The organism is Rhodococcus sp. DMU2021 (assembly GCF_019641445.1).
In the GTDB taxonomy this organism is placed as follows: Bacteria; Actinomycetota; Actinomycetes; order Mycobacteriales; family Mycobacteriaceae; genus Rhodococcus; species Rhodococcus pyridinivorans.
In genome coordinates, this window is sequence record NZ_JAIFKB010000024.1 from 1 (window position 1) to 14,942 (window position 14,942).

At 67.1% G+C, this 14,942-nt stretch carries 11 protein-coding genes; 9 read left to right on the forward strand and 2 right to left on the reverse strand.

Annotated features, from left to right (window positions below; translation table 11 throughout):
- The 8 genes from K3M35_RS22890 to K3M35_RS22925 form a co-directional block, all read left to right on the forward strand.
- Positions 1-7,549, forward strand: a 7,549-nt coding sequence (locus K3M35_RS22890) for a helicase-related protein (RefSeq protein ID WP_220667004.1), incomplete at its 5' end; no start/stop codon positions are given.
- A gap of 84 nt (positions 7,550-7,633) precedes the next feature.
- Positions 7,634-7,822: a hypothetical protein gene (locus tag K3M35_RS22895; protein ID WP_220667005.1), complete on the forward strand. Its 189-nt coding sequence runs from the start codon at positions 7,634-7,636 to the stop codon at positions 7,820-7,822.
- A 1-nt stretch (position 7,823) separates the two neighbouring features.
- Positions 7,824-8,777 carry a Fic family protein gene (locus K3M35_RS22900; RefSeq protein ID WP_220667006.1) on the forward strand — a complete coding sequence of 318 codons (954 nt, stop codon included), beginning with the start codon at positions 7,824-7,826 and terminating at the stop codon, positions 8,775-8,777.
- A 12-nt stretch (positions 8,778-8,789) separates the two neighbouring features.
- Positions 8,790-9,395, forward strand: a complete 606-nt coding sequence (locus tag K3M35_RS26385) for a hypothetical protein (protein ID WP_259444382.1) — start codon at positions 8,790-8,792, stop codon at positions 9,393-9,395.
- The gene (locus tag K3M35_RS22910; protein ID WP_220667007.1) at positions 9,392-10,180 is read left to right on the forward strand and encodes a hypothetical protein; all 789 of its coding nucleotides are present in this window, start codon (positions 9,392-9,394) and stop codon (positions 10,178-10,180) included. Before K3M35_RS26385 ends, K3M35_RS22910 begins: the two co-directional genes overlap by 4 nt.
- Positions 10,181-10,597: 417 nt before the next feature.
- Complete coding sequence (locus tag K3M35_RS22915; RefSeq protein WP_220667008.1) at positions 10,598-11,119, forward strand: hypothetical protein; 522 nt, start codon at positions 10,598-10,600, stop codon at positions 11,117-11,119.
- Positions 11,120-11,260: 141 nt separating this feature from the next.
- The gene (locus K3M35_RS22920) at positions 11,261-11,596 is read left to right on the forward strand and encodes a hypothetical protein (RefSeq protein WP_220667009.1); all 336 of its coding nucleotides are present in this window, start codon (positions 11,261-11,263) and stop codon (positions 11,594-11,596) included.
- Positions 11,597-12,366: 770 nt separating this feature from the next.
- Positions 12,367-12,591, forward strand: coding sequence for a hypothetical protein (locus K3M35_RS22925; RefSeq protein ID WP_220667010.1), 225 nt, complete (start codon positions 12,367-12,369; stop codon positions 12,589-12,591).
- An 11-nt stretch (positions 12,592-12,602) separates the two neighbouring features.
- On the opposite strand, the gene K3M35_RS22930 is transcribed toward K3M35_RS22925, so the two are convergent.
- Positions 12,603-12,791, reverse strand: coding sequence for a hypothetical protein (locus tag K3M35_RS22930; protein ID WP_220667039.1), 189 nt, complete (start codon positions 12,789-12,791; stop codon positions 12,603-12,605).
- A gap of 221 nt (positions 12,792-13,012) precedes the next feature.
- A complete protein-coding gene (locus K3M35_RS22935) occupies positions 13,013-13,204 on the reverse strand; it encodes a hypothetical protein (RefSeq protein WP_220667040.1) in 192 nt (63 codons plus the stop codon).
- Positions 13,205-13,833: 629 nt separating this feature from the next.
- Between K3M35_RS22935 and K3M35_RS22940 the strand changes: the two genes are divergently transcribed.
- The gene (locus K3M35_RS22940) at positions 13,834-14,925 is read left to right on the forward strand and encodes a hypothetical protein (protein WP_220667011.1); all 1,092 of its coding nucleotides are present in this window, start codon (positions 13,834-13,836) and stop codon (positions 14,923-14,925) included.
- The last annotated feature ends 17 nt before the right edge of the window (positions 14,926-14,942 follow it).

A 14,942-nucleotide genomic window follows, 5' to 3' on the forward strand; every position in this document is an offset into this window, starting at 1 on the left:
CCCCGATCTGATCGCCGCCACCGCGGACATTCCCACCGAGCGTCTCGCTGCGGAGATGCGCGGGAACATCATCCCGAACCTGCCCGCACCCGACCCGTCGGAGCTGTCCGCCCAGTTCCGGGACGGGGCGGCCTACTGCGCCCTGACGTTGAAGGACCGCCCGAACAGCAAGGTCGCCTACTTCCCGATCCGGGGCTGGGACTACACCCTCGGCGGCGATAGCAGCTCCGTAACCTGCGGCCGCAACGCACGGGCGGCAATCGGTGCGCTGCTCGAAGCCCGCAACATCGCGCTCCCGGAGTGGATCGAGCGGGCCTACCGGCCCTACGCCCAGGCCCGCGCCACCGTGCTGACCAGGGCGATCGCCTACGCCCGCAACAACGAGTTCTACCACGCTGCCGCCCATGCGGACCTGCTGTGGCGCTACAGCCAATCCGGTTCCGCGGTTGCCGACCACGCACTGATCAAGGATGTGCGGCGCGGCATCATCGACCAGCTGCGCAGCGACTTCCCCGCCGAAACCGTCCTGCTCGACCGCTACGGCATCGACCTGGACTGGACCCTCGATCACGATGTGGACCCGAAGGTTCTGCGCGAGCTTCGGGCAGCCGGGGACGACCTCTACAGCCTCACCCCGGCCGATCTGACCTTCGCCGGAGCAGGCGATGTGCTCATCGGCGACCCGGACGGCCGGCACATGACGATCCGCTTGGGGCGGACACCGGGCAGTGGAGAACGCATCACCACCGTCGATGGCCGGCCCCGACCCGAGCTGACCCTGCGGGACGCGATCGCCGAAGCCCGCACAGTGCTCGCTGCCGAACGCGGCGGTGAGCAGCTCGATCCGGAGCACACCGCCGAGGTCGGCCCAGAAGCCGAGGCCGAGGCCGACGCCGAGGCGGAACCACAGGTCGGTGAGGAGGTCGAACCGCCGTCCCCCCGAGTCGTAGCGCCTGCGATCGACGACGCAGGCGCGGTGATCTTCGAAGAGGTCGACCCGGCTCTCACCGAGCCGTCGGCCCCGACCGGCACCGTCCCTGCCACCAACACGCCCGCGACCTCATGGGTGCTCACCGACCGCCTGGTGGTCGGCCACATCGGGCCGACCACCACCGGTCCGACACCGGACGTGAAGACGACCACCAGCGCGACACCGGACGTGAAGACGACCACCAGCGCGACACCGGACGTGGAGACGACCACCAGCGCGACACCGGACGTGGAGACGACCACCGAGCCGGTCGCTGCCACCTCGACAGACGAAGCGGCGCAACCCGCCCCGGCGGTGGACGCCGACGAGTTGGTCGTTCCCGATACCGAGTACGGCGAGCCGCTGTCGAGTCCCCTCTGGCGCGACCGCAGTCGGTCTCTGGTCAAGGTCCGCAAGGAATCCGGTGCGTACGTATGGGTCTCCCACGACACCGCCGCCCACTACGCCGCCACGGTTGCCACGGCGGCCGCCGAGGGGGTGCCGACCGCCTCTGAGCAGGCTCAACGTGGGACCGGCTCCGCGGCCGCGGCCGCCGAGGGGGTGCCGACCGCCTCTGAGCAGGCTCAACGCGAGACCAGCTCCACAGCCGCGGCCGCCACGGTGGCCGGCCCCGACACCCCGGCCGTGGAGGCGCAGGACTTCGCCCTCGGCACCGAGGTGCTCGTCCCGTCCGGGGCGAAGGCACGGGCACGGGCGAACATCGCCGCTCTGCGTCTGGTGCAGCACCTCGACCAGCAGCAGCGACCGGCCACCGCCGACGAGCAGGCGGTGCTGGCGCAGTGGTCCGGCTGGGGAGCGATCCCGGAGGTCTTCGACAACCGGGCGAGGATCCTCGCGCAGTGGGGCGACGAGCACGCCGAACTGCTCGATCTGCTCGGGGACAAGGGCTTCGCCCAGGCACGTCAGACCACCCTGAACGCGCACTACACCGACCCCGCGGTCGTCGCAGAACTGTGGCGGGCGGTGGCGCGGGCAGGGTTGCCCGATGGTGCCGTGGTGCTCGAGCCGGGTTGCGGGGCCGGCCACTTCGTCGGCACCGCCCCGGAGTCGGTGCGCATGGTCGGGGTGGAGATCGAGCCGATCAGCGCGAAGATCGCGCACTACCTGTATCCCTCGCAGCAGATCCGCAACCACGGCTTCGAGCGCAACTTCGCCCCCGAGAACACCTTCACCGCCGCGATCGGCAACGTCCCGTTCGGCAAGTTCGCGCCCGTCGACCCGATCCACAACGCGGACGGTTTGTCCATCCACAACCACTTCATCGCCAAATCGCTGGCGTTGACCGTTCCCGGTGGCTACGTCGCGGTGGTCACCTCGATGTTCACCTCCGATGCCCGACGCGCCGACGAACGCGCCGCGATCGTCGCCAAGGGGGATCTGATCGGGGCGGTGCGCCTGCCCACCGGAGCGTTCGACCGGCAGGCCGGCACCGACGTGGTCACCGACGTGCTGGTATTCCGCCGCCGCGACGACGGTGCCACCCCCACCGAGGACACTCTCGAATGGGCACAGCCTGCGGTCCAGGTCGAGGCGGTCGACGCCAAGACCGGCGAAGCCGCCCATACGTGGATCAACCCGTACTTCAAGAAGTACCCGGAGCGGGTGCTGGGCACCCTGACGGTCGGGGGCGGCATGTACGCCGGGTCGTCGCTGCGCGTTGCCCCCACCACCACAAAGCCGCTGGCGACGCAGCTGCGCGAGCAGCTCGACCCGATCATCGACCAGGCCCTCGGTCGCGGACTCGGATTCACCGCCCCGGCCCCCGCTCCGGAGCAGGTCGAAGCGTTCACCACCCCGGGGCTGCGCACCGGAGCCGACCTCGATTCCCACGAGGTGCTGCCCGGCGCGATGCGCTTCAACGAAGCCGAGGATCGCTTCGAGCAGTTCACCCTCGGTCGCGGCTGGGCCGAGGTGACCTGCCGCGGCAAGGACCTGGCCGAGCAGTGGAAGGTCATCATCGCTCTGGGTGAGACGGTGATGGAGCTGGCCGAGGCCAGCCGCTCACGCACCGCCACCGTCGCCGACCGCGACGTCATCCGCGCCCGACTGGGCGGCCTCTACGACCGCTACGTGGCCACGTGGGGGCCGCTGAACCGCTTCAAGCTCACCGAACCGACCCCGCTGTCGGAAGACAAGATCGCCGCCCGGTTGGACAAGGCGATCGCCGAGTGGCGGATCAAGACCGGCCGCGAGGAGGCCCTCGCCGACGGGCTGGATCCGAAGGAGGCCGGCCCCTACACCGGGTCGATCCCCGACGAGGTGTACGAGGTGCTGTACGACAAGGCGTCCGAGCAGCCGCAACCGCGCCGCTATTCCGCGCATCTGCACGGCGCGATCGCCCGGGATCCACGCCTGGGCATGGTGCTGGCCATCGAGAACTTCCAGTCGACGTTCGACGGTAGCGATGCGGTGGCGACCAAGACGGCGATCTTCACCGAGGACACCACCCCGTTCAAGGACAAGGCCGCCAGCGCCGCCGACGTCGACGAAGCGCTGGCGATCAGCTTCGACGAGCTCGGACACATCTCGCCGCGGCGAGTCGCCGAGCTGCTGAATGTGTCCGTCGAGGACGCGCTCGAGCAGGCTCAGGGGAAGATCTATCCGTCCCTGCACGACGCCGACCGGTGGGAATTGGCCACTGTTGCCCTGTCCGGGCAGGTGCGCGACAAGCTGGCGCGGGCGACGATCACAGCCGGCGACGATCCTCGCTACGCGCCGCTGGTGGAGGCGCTGACGGAGGTGGTGCCGCCGGATGTGGATCCCGCCGAGATCGGGGTGCGCATCGGCGCGACCTGGGTGCCGATCGAGGACTATCGCGCGTTCTTGGTCGAGGAGTTCGGGTTGCGCCCGGACCGGCTGACCGTCGAACACGATCAGGTCAGCGGAAACTGGCAGATCACCACCGATCAGCGCAGCCGCCACGAATTCTCCGGGGGCTACCCGGACAAGTACGGCAGTGCCCGGCTGCCGGGCGTGAAGATGGTCGAGCTGCTCGCCAACAACAAGCCGGTCCAGGTCAACAAGACCGGCGACGAGCTCGAACGCTCCCCGAAGCCGCGGTTCAACGTCAAGCTCACCGAGCAGGCACAAGCCTCGGCCGCAGCCTTGCAGGAGCGGTTCGAAAAATGGCTGTGGGAGGACGGCGACCGCTATGTGCGCCTGGCCCGCATCTTCAACGAGCGCTACAACTCCTACGTCAAGCCGGTCCACGACGCGACCGGCAAGGCGTTTCCCGGCATGAACCCGAAGTACACGCCGTACGACTACCAGGCCGCTGCGGTGACACGGTTCCTGCACGACGAGACGATCCTGCTCGACCACGTGGTCGGGGCCGGCAAGACCTTGACGATCACCGCCTCGTGCATGGAAGCCAAACGGCTCGGGCAGATCCGCCAGCCGTGGATCGTGGTGCCCAATCACCTGCTCGGGCAGTGGTCGGTCGAGGCCCGCGACGCCTATCCGAACGCGAACATCCTCGTCGCCGCCGACCTGGACGGGCGCGATGACCGGCAACGCTTCGTCGGGCAGAGCGCCGTCGGGGACTGGGACTTGGTGATCGTGCCGCAGTCGGTGTTCAGTCGCATCGCCATGCGCCGCGAAGCGCAGATCGAGTACCTCGAAGGCGAACTCGGTGAGCTGCGCGAGGCCCTCGACGCTGCCAACAGCCAGGGCGCGGAGTTCACGGTCAAGCAGATCGAGCAGGCGATCAAATCCACCGAGGCCAGGGTCGAGAAGATCATCGCGGCCAAGGCCACCGACGAAGGACTGACCTTCGAACAGTCCGGGGCCGATTTCCTGTTCATCGACGAGGCGCACGACTACAAGAACCTCACCCGCCCGTCCAACAGCGCCGATCTGGCGGTCACCAATGGCTCCCAGCGGGCCACCGACCTGGAGATGAAGGCCAAGCATCTGCGGGAGAAGGCCCGCGCCCGCAACGTCGAGCAGGGGATGGCGCACGCTCCGGCCAAGGCGATCGCCTTCGCCACCGGCACCCCGATCAGCAATTCGCTGTCGGAAATCTGGGTGATGACCAAGTACCTGCGCCCGGACCTGCTGCACGAGGCCGGCCTGGGACGCATCGACAACTGGGCGGGCACCTTCGCCAAGCCGGTGTCGGTGCCGGAGATGAACACCACCGCCACCCGCATCCAGATGAAAACCCGCATGGCCGAATACGCCAACGTCCCGCAATTGGTGGCGATGCTCGACCAGTTCCGGGACGTGGTGACCTCCGATCGGATCCCGGTGCGCCTGCCCGTCCTCGACGGCGGAGCCCCGAAGATCGTGGAGTTCGACATGGGACAGGACGCGATCGACGCGATGGCCGACCTCGATGTGCGCATGTCCCAGATCCGGGGCGATCGGATGGACCTGGACAACAGTCTCAAGATCGCCACCGACGGGCGGAACCTGACGATGTATCCGGCGCTGGCGAACCTGGGCGCACCGGACCCGCAGCACAGCCGGGTCGAGCATGCCGCCGATCTGATCTGGCAGGTCCACCGCGACCACGCCGACCTGCACATCCCGGCGGATAAGTACGGTCCCGAGATGACCGGGGTGTTCCAGTTGGTGTTCTGCGATCGGGGCACTCCCAAGGCTGGTGCCGGCCCCAGGACCCGCAATCTCTACACCGAGCTGCGCGATGCGTTGGTGGCCCGAGGCATGAAACGCGAGGAGATCGCGTTCATGCACGACTACGACGGCCCCAAGGCCAAAGCGAGGCTGGTCGAAGCGTGCAACGACGGACGGATCAGGGTGCTGATCACCTCCACCAAGAAGGGCGGCACCGGCCTGAACGTCCAACGGGCACTCAAGCAGATGATCAACATGGACCCGGCGTGGACGGCTGCGGACATGGAACAACGCCTTGGCCGCATCATCCGCCAGGGCAACGTCCACGAGAGGGTCAGCGTGGTCAACATGGTCGCCCGCCGCTCCTACGACGCGATGATGTACCAGTACGTCGCCCGCAAATCGAACTTCGTGGCGATGATCCGCAAGGCCGACGTGCCGCCCACCATGGAGGATCTCGGCGGGGATCTGACGGTCTCCTGGGCGCAGAGCAAGGCCGCCGCCACCGGTGATCCGGTCTTCGTCGAGCAGGTCGAAGCCGACCAGAAGGTCGCCGAACTTCAAGCCCGCCGCGATGCGGTGCGGGGTGCCAACGCGGCCCGCAACGCTGCGATCCGGGCACTGAGCCGGTCCATCACCGCCGACGAGAAGCGGCTGCCCGAGGTCCGGGAGGTCGCCGGCAAGCTCGCCGCCTGGAGCGCCGTCGAGGACCGTGCCCGGAAGATGTGGGCCTTCCCCGACGGGACGATCCCCGACTCACAGACCGCGGAGCTGGCCGATGCCCTGCGAGGGTCGTTGATCCGGCTCAAAGACGAGGTGACCCGCAGCAGCGACGAGCAGGTCTTCGGTGTCATCGGCGGGGTGCCACTGACTCTGGGTTACAGCCAGACCCTCGGCCAGTTCTATGTCACCGTCGGTGAGGAAACCGCCTGGTACGAGCGGGATCGGTTCTTCAACGTCCTCGAACGTGCCAGCGGAGCGCAGGGGATGCTTTCGACGATCCGCAAGATCGCCGATCGCGCCGACCGGCACATCACCACCATCGAAGCGCGGATCGAACACAACCGCGGCCGGCTCGCGCAGGCCGAGGCCGAACCGGAACTCGACTTCACCGGCACGGCCGAACTCGAGGCCGCGAAGCTGCGAGCCGAGGAACTGCGGCTCGAAGTCAACGCCCGCGAGAACTCTCCCGAGGCGTTGCGCCGAGTCCGCGAAGACCAGCAGCGACGGGCTGCGGACGGGCAGTACCCGCAGTGGACGCTGGATCTGAACCCGACCGATGCCTGGGCCGAACACCGGAACATGAACAAAGCCGATCTCATCGCCTCGGTGCCCGAGCGCATGGCCGCAGCCCGGCAAGCATGGCTCGACGGCGCCGAACAACGCGAAGAAAGCCGCAGGTCCGATCCGTGGGTGGCCCTCGACGACACCGAAGCGATCTGGCAGTACGGCTTCGACGCCGACACCGGTAAACCCGGTGCACGAGTGTCCTGGGACGAGCGGCAATGGCACCTGCACGCCTGGGACGGTAACGGCAGTGTCGACCGGGAGGCCGTGAACACCCGCGGTGAAGCCTTCAGCATCGCCACCCGAGCGGTCGAGAAGTTCGCCGCAGATCAGAACATCGGCCGTGACGCGATCCACCAGGCCAGCATCGAACGCCGCGAAAGTCTCACCACCACGACGGAAACCACAATGCTTGCCGAAACGGCAACCGGAGTTGACGGCGAGATGGCCGTGGGTGTCGAAGCGGACACCGATGCTGTCGTCGAGCCGACCGAGGCGGTGACGCTTGCCGAGGACACCTTCGTGCTCGACGAGATGCTCGAGAAGGGACTGCGGGCAGCCGCCGGCGACCGGCGCCCGCTCCGTCCGATCGATCCGCGCCGCACCGGGCCGGACCAGCCGCAGTACACCGACCCGTTGCCGCAGTACGAAGCCGGATACGACGGCGGATACGACGACGGCCGCGCCGTCTGACCACCACCATCACACTCGACACCACCGGTGGGGCAGGACCGATCGACAGTTCTGCCCCACCACCACCCGACCAGAGGGGAACTCGTGACACCACGCAAGACCGAAGCAGAAGCCCGCGCCGCCCTCGCCGCGATGGAACCGATCATGGCGATCGAAGGCCGACAGATGAGCGAGGACGACAAGGAAATACTGGTCGAGCTGATCCGGGGCACCAAGACGCTCAAGGAGGTGGAGACCATGCTGCTCCGCGAAGCGGGATACGAGACCGACTGATATGGCCCCGCGCTACTCCCGCGAATGGTTGGACTACTTCATCCCCGAGACGATCGACTGGAGTCCCGATGAGGTGCCCGACACCAGCCGGGCGGTGATGAAAAACCTGCTCGGGCCACGGTCGAGCTACCCCCACGGAGTCCCCGACTCCGAGACTCTCCGCCGCTACGAAGGCTTCGCGTCCTACACACGGATGCAACAGCTGGCCGAGACTCCGATCTCCGGCCGCTACGACCTGGACCACTTCCAGCGCATCCACCACTACCTGTTCCAGGACGTCTACCCCTGGGCCGGGCAACTGCGCACCGCCCCGCAGGACTGGCCGATGGTCAAGTGGGGGCCGGACGTCGCCGCCGTCCGCAACGGGCAAAATCACGTCACCGAAATACCGCACAAGTATTTCAAGGCCCGCGAAGTCCCCCAGGCCGCTACAGTCGTTCTCGACCGTATTGCCGCCAAGGACAATCTGCGCGGACTTGCCCGCAACGACTTCATCGGCGAACTGGCCACAGTGTGGCTGCGGATAAATTTCGTCCACCCCTTTCGTGAGGGCAACACCCGAACCCAATTCGCCTTTTTCCGGCAACTGTCCGCCGAGGCCGGCTACCGGCTCGACACCGACCGCTTCCACGTCGTCAGCAAGACCGAACTGAAACAGAACCCCCTGGTTGGGGACCTGCGTGAGCAGTTCGTCTGGGGACGCTTCGAGTACATGCAGACCGGCGACACTCGCCTGATGCGCGGTGTGCTGGACATGGCGATCACCGACGCGGCCGATCCTGATCCCGTCGGCCCGATCATCGACCACGGCGTCGATCTGCGCGCCATCACCGCCGCCATGTCCGCGCACCCACGTTCTGTCCACGACTTCACCGCCAATACCTCCACTCCGGACCCTGTGACTCCACCCGTGGACCCGCCCCGCAGCCGACCCACCCTCGACCTCGACTGCTAGACGGATACGCAGTTGGCGGTCGGCGGTGCCGCAGCATCGCCACCGACACTCGCACCCGCGCCGTGGCGCATCTACCACCCCACCGCGCCCGCCGGCCAGAGCCTGCAGAGGAAAACAGGCCGTCATTCCCGGCCGCCGGGCACCACCGAGCGCCACCCGAAAGTGTTGCAGCGAGCAACAGCGGGGGTGAAACTGCTGCATACACGCACTATCATGAGAGCGATCCGTACAGAGGACACAGATGGTTCGAGCCGAGGAGGTGGACAGATGAGCGTGGTCACACCGAAGACCGTGCGTCAGCAGCTCGTGCAGTCCGCCGTGCTCGACAAGATCATCACCACCGGTCTGTCGGTCGACACCGAACCGGTGCGCCGCAGCCTGCAAACGATCCGCCGTCAGGTGAACCGGAGCCCACTGATGGAGCGCTACCTGGACCGATGGGACACGATCGTCCGCACCAACGACATCGACGACATCCGCCGGATCGTCGAGACGGACGACGACACCAGCCGGGAAATGCGCAACCTGTCCCCCCTGTCGGTTCTGCTCAGCGATGACGAACGTCGCCGCGTCCTCACCGAATTCAGAACCAGACTCAAAGCCACTGCGCAGCGGTGAACCGGGACGAACTCGGACAGGCGATCAAGGCCGCGTGCGCCAACCTCGACGAACCCCGCGTGATCGTGCTCGGTTCCCAATCGATCCTCGGCAGCTTCGACACTACCGTCCTGCCCCCGGCCGCCTTCCTCTCGCGAGAAGTCGACATCCTGCCCCTGAGCGGGATCACCGATCCACCTGCCGTCGAAGACAAGCTGCTGCTCCTCGATGCCCGACTCGGCGAGGACTCGCCTTTCCACATGTCCTTCGGCTTCTACGTCGAAGGCATCCACAAAGACGTCGTAGTCCTCCCCCGACACTGGGAACACCGCCTCGTCCACTTCATCGTCGACGACGACACCTCCACCCTCTACGGCCGAACCGGATTGTGCCTGGACCCAGTGGATCTGTGCGTGTCGAAAACAATCGCCGGCCGCGAGAAAGACTACGAATTCGTCGCCGCCCTGGTCGCAGAACAACTCGTGCGAGCCGCCGACATCCGCGCCCGCATCGACAGCGGAATCGAGTGGCCACCGACCTACACCGAGAACAAGGACCTCTCCCTCGACCGAGCGCGGAACTGGCTGAGCAGTCTGGCCGACCCCACCGCGACCCAGGGCGAGGAAAATCCTGCCTCCGATCTCCCGGCGTCGGTGGCCGCCGACATCGCCGCCGCTCTCCTCGGCCATCCCCGCTCAGTCGGGCAGATGCTCAACAGCAAGAACCGAGGCGAGAACCCCTCAACGTCCGCTGCTCCCCCTGACACCGGACCGACCCGAGAAACCGGACCCGACCTCTCACAATGAGTGCTGCGCGCACTCGACGACAAGCCTCAAAACGGCTTTCCTCTCGTCGAGCACGCCGAGCACCAAAGAGAGCTCCGTACCGGCAACGACAGGCGAGGTCGACCTCTACTCCCCCGCGTCAGGGCCACCTTCGGTGTCCACCGAATCGAGCTCCGCTGCGCTGCGCCCGGGACAAGAACTCATGGTATGCCCTTCTGGCCATCCGATTGTGACCGGCGGTCCGCTCCGCGCAACCCCTGGGCGCTCCGCGGCCTGACGGCCCGAAAACTTCCTCCCCCGCTGCGCTCCCCCGGAACTTTTCGTCCCAGGGATTGCACTCCCGCGGCCCTGATGCCGGTCGTCATCTCCTTGCCAGAAGGGCACAAGAACAGCCGGCCCCGGCCGGTGGTTCTTACTTCGAGCGCAGGGAGCGCACCCATGACGTCGCAGAAACCGAGCATCTTTCCGAGCCTGACCACCCGCAGCGCCATCATGATCGCCGGAGAACACCAGCAGGTCCGCGTGGACGTGACCAGCGCGCTGACCACCAGCGCCGCAGTGTTCGTCACCTTCGGAGCCGTGCGCATGGTCTTCACCGACCCGGCCGTGGCCCGCGCGCTGATCACTGCGCTGCGCCGTCCGCAGAGCGGGGGCTACTTGATGGCACTGCCCGAGCACTTCATGCTCAGCCCCGACCGGTTCGCCTCCGACGAGCACCTGGTCACGGTGAACTGGTCGCAGGTTCCCCAGACCAGCGTCGTGCCCGGCGGTGCGTTCTCCCCCGAGCGTCGACGCCACGTGCACTGGGTCGATGTGGAAGCCGGGCCCCTGACCTTCCGCTTCTTCGACAAGGCTGGACACAAGGCTTTCGTGGCGGAACTGGCCCGCACCGTCCAAGTCGCCCGATCCGTGCTGCTCCCCGCCGACGAGAAAGCCCTCGCGCTGCACGGACACAACTGAGTAGTTATCCACAGGTGGCCCGGTTCTCCACAGAACCGGGCCACCTGCCCGTCTGCGCTCCGGTCCGCTCGCCGGAACCGGACACACTGACCTCCAGCACAGCACTGACCCTTCCACCTTCCAGCCAGGAGAGACCACGACATGCACACCTGGACCGTCACCTGCGATCCGCACCTCGACCACACCGTCGCCTCCACCGGCACTGCTGCCACCGAGGTCGACGCCGTTATCGCCGGTGCCGCAGCACTGCGCCGACTCATCCGCGCCACCGACAACTACGACCCCGCTCCCTTCCTGAACCTGCTGATCGACGCCCGCCCCTGCATCGGCATCACCGTCCCCGCTGAGCACATCGCCGGCGCCCTCGACCGCATCGACGAGTACGAATACACCGCCACCCTCGCCGCCGCAGTCGACGACAGCATCCTCAGCCGCCTCGACACCGAGACCAGAGAAGACACCCATCTCGGCGAGTGACGACACGTGCCCCGGCTACGACACCGGTCCAGAGCTCGACCGACAGACGAAATACCGCATAGAACGGAATGCAAGATTATCCAGAATCACTAGGTCGAATGGCGGCCCACCTGTGTTGCCATCACCGCAGCCGCACTCGTGCTGGTCGCGGTGGCTGCTGCGGCGCGCCAGTCAGCCCGCACAGCACCGCCGCACGGACGCAAAACACTCGTGAGCAGCAAGTCCCGACGGCGACCGTGCCCTGTCGCGTTCGTCGCCCCTTCGGCGACGACGCTGTGAGACCAGTCGTACCGAACTGTCATGATCGGCGGCGCTCACCACCACACCATCTACGACGAAGGAGACGAGAGTCTGTGACGAAGATCGACGGCATGTACAGCGGGGCGGATGTGGACGACGAAAACCCTCCCCGGCCTGCGCACTGACGCGGATGCCACGCCGACGTCGGCCGCACCCGCCCACGCCCTGCCGCCCACCGTGACTCGTCGCACTTTCACCCGTGCCGAAAGGTCATCGACGCCGCCACCACCGCGCACAAGCGCCTGCGCGGTGTCTATCCCGGCGCTCACGGCTCGCTCAACTCCTTCATCGAGGCAGCCATCGCCGACCACACCCACCGACTCGAGCACACCTACAACGACGGTCAGCCCTTCCCCGACGTCGAGAAGGTCCGGCGCCGCAAGAAGCGCACCGTCGGGCAGTGACGGCACCGACCGCCACGAACCAGCACGAACCGAGCACGACCGGATGATGTCCGCGAAGGGAACGCCATGCCCGACAAGCAAAGCCGCACTCAGGCTCTCTGCGAAATCTTCGCCTCACATGGCGAAGAAGCTATCAAGAACTACATCGCCCAGAACATCCGCGCTGCCAATGCAATGGCAGGAAAGTTCGACATCGAAGATCCCCGCACGATCATCGACAGGCTCGAGGCCGGCGAAACGCCCGACGATCTGATCAATGAGCTGCTCCCGCCCAGCGGGGACGCGGAGTAACCCCGCAGGGATCAGCGTCGTCGACCTTCTAGGGTGGACAGCAGAACGAACTTCGTGCCCATCAGATCGAACGCCGCCTCGCTGTCCCCGGCGACGAGAAGTTCCCGCTCACGGGAGTGCAGTGCCGCAATCGCGGTCTCGAGCTCATCGTCGGTCATCGCATCGGCGGCATCGCCGATAGCTCGCGTCCTGTCCTCCACGCGCCGAGGGTAGCGGCCGTGTCGTCCGCTGCACGCACACCCCAGCAGCAGAAAAGGCGATGGTCCCCGGCGGGGGGCGCCGGGGACCATCCTTCGACCCGTCAGGGAATCACTCACCTGTCGGGGAACTCGGGTGATTGCAGCGGTCACCGTAGCGGAAGCGCGTACCGGCACCAAACAGGTGAAGCGGAAGCGACCGGCAGGAGGAAGAGCTCTCGGAGTCAGTCCTCGACAGGCACGAGATCGGTGATGCGCGCCGGCCACGGATACGTGAGCGGGCTGTCGGCGTTGACCTCGATCATCGCCATGCCGGTGTCCTCATCGACGTCCTTGACGGTGAACACGAACTTGCCGCGTGCGCTGACCTTCACTTGGTCGCCGGGCTTCATGGTGGTGCTTTCTCCGATCGACACGACAGAACGGGACGTGTCGTTTTCCCAGTTCAAACCACAATTTTAGCGAAACTAATTTTCTGGCTCCCGGCGGGTCGCTCCGTCTGCGATCCGGCCGGCTCGCTCACCTTCCGGGTCGGGCTGCGGTTGCTCCTGCGTCGGTCTCGGCGGCCACTGCACCCCGGAGAACCGTGGTCCCGTATGGGGCGGAATGGCGATCTCCGCCTCGCAGACGATGCACAGGTAGGTGCGGTGTCCGCTGGCTCCCGAGGGGCGCAGAGCCGTCGCGCACGTGCACGGTGTCCATCCCACCACCACCCGGTGCGGTCCGAGTCGGTGCCCGTTCGGGCACCGTTTCGGTGCGCGTTCGTAGGACACCACCAACCAATTTTCGCACATGCGTTCGACTCGGGGCGCTATAGTCAATGGGCGGCAGGTCGATGGAGGGACGCGACAGCGGACTTCGGGAAGCATCGGCCTGCCGCATCATTTCCGCAGGACGCTCGGCATCGAGAGCGGAAGAACCTCCGATACCGGGCACCCACGCACCGGCCTGAGCACTCGCCTCGGTACGGTCACTGCCGTCCACGAACCGGGGGGAAGTGGTCCGTCCGGCACCGTCATGCCCCTCGACCGACCCGGGGGGAAGATTGACCAGCCGCCACCGCCACCGCGCCCGCACCAGCGCCGCACTGCTCGCTACGGCCATCACGCTGACCGGCTGCACCTCGACCGCGAGTGAAGGCACCGCCGAGGCCGCAGCCGAGACCAGCACCACCACGGCGCGCACCGCCGCGCTCATTCCCGCCGCCCCGGGCGAACCCGACCCCGGCGAGGAGTTTTCCACCCGCCCCAGCGACTACCCGGCCACCGCTGGCGACAACGGCATCGGCAGCATCATCGAAAGCCAGCGCATGGCCGAATTCCTCGTCCTGCCCGCCGAGGTCGACCCGGCACTGACCGAGGAATACCTCGACCTGACCCGCCCGATCTTCGGACCGATCCCGCTGGCCTACCTGCTCGCCGACACCGACTCGACCATCGAGCAGATCGGCGCCGAGATCGGCATCATCGCCGGATTCTCCACCGCCCGCTTCACCAAGGACAGCCGGGCCCGGATGGTCCACGCCGTGCTGCGATTCCGCGACGCCACCGGAGCCGGCGAAGCCGCGGCCCAGCTGCACGAGCACCTGCTCGACCCGGCCACCTCCGGGCCGACGGCCGCGCCGCATCCGCTGGCGACGATGCCCGAGAGCCTGGTCCACACCGTCGAAACCGACTACTCCCGATCGGTGGCCGCGCTGACCCAGCACGGGCACTACCTGATCTACACCTTCGTCGACAGCCCCACCGACCGGGCGAGCTGGGCCGATCAGGCGCTCGAGCACGCGCTGGAGTTGCAGCGGCCGATGATCGACCGCTTCCCCGCCACCGCACCGAGTGAGCTGCGGAATCTTCCGGTGGACATCGACGACATGCTGCGCCGCACCCTGCGCTATCCCGACGGCGCCGACGGCGCGCAGGTCCCCGCCGTCTATGGCCCCCGCGGTGCCGCACACCTGCTCGCCCAGCTGAACACCCTCGACATGTTCGCCGACACCGCCGCCACCCACATGGCCCGCGACGCGACGTTCGTCTACCGCACCGACGCCACCGACCGCGCCGAAACCCTCTTCGACCGGGTCGTCGCGCAGATCCGCGACAAGAACGACGACTTCTCCGTCGTCAGGGGGTCCCGGTAGTAATCGCCGAATTTCGG

Excerpts from the sequence above, each read along its gene's own strand:
- K3M35_RS22900 (WP_220667006.1), top strand. The coding sequence starts at position 7,824 with ATGGCCCCGCGCTACTCCCGCGAATGGTTGGACTACTTCATCCCCGAG.
- K3M35_RS22915 (WP_220667008.1), top strand. The coding sequence starts at position 10,598 with ATGACGTCGCAGAAACCGAGCATCTTTCCGAGCCTGACCACCCGCAGC.
- K3M35_RS22920 (WP_220667009.1), top strand. The coding sequence starts at position 11,261 with ATGCACACCTGGACCGTCACCTGCGATCCGCACCTCGACCACACCGTC.
- K3M35_RS22925 (WP_220667010.1), top strand. The coding sequence starts at position 12,367 with ATGCCCGACAAGCAAAGCCGCACTCAGGCTCTCTGCGAAATCTTCGCC.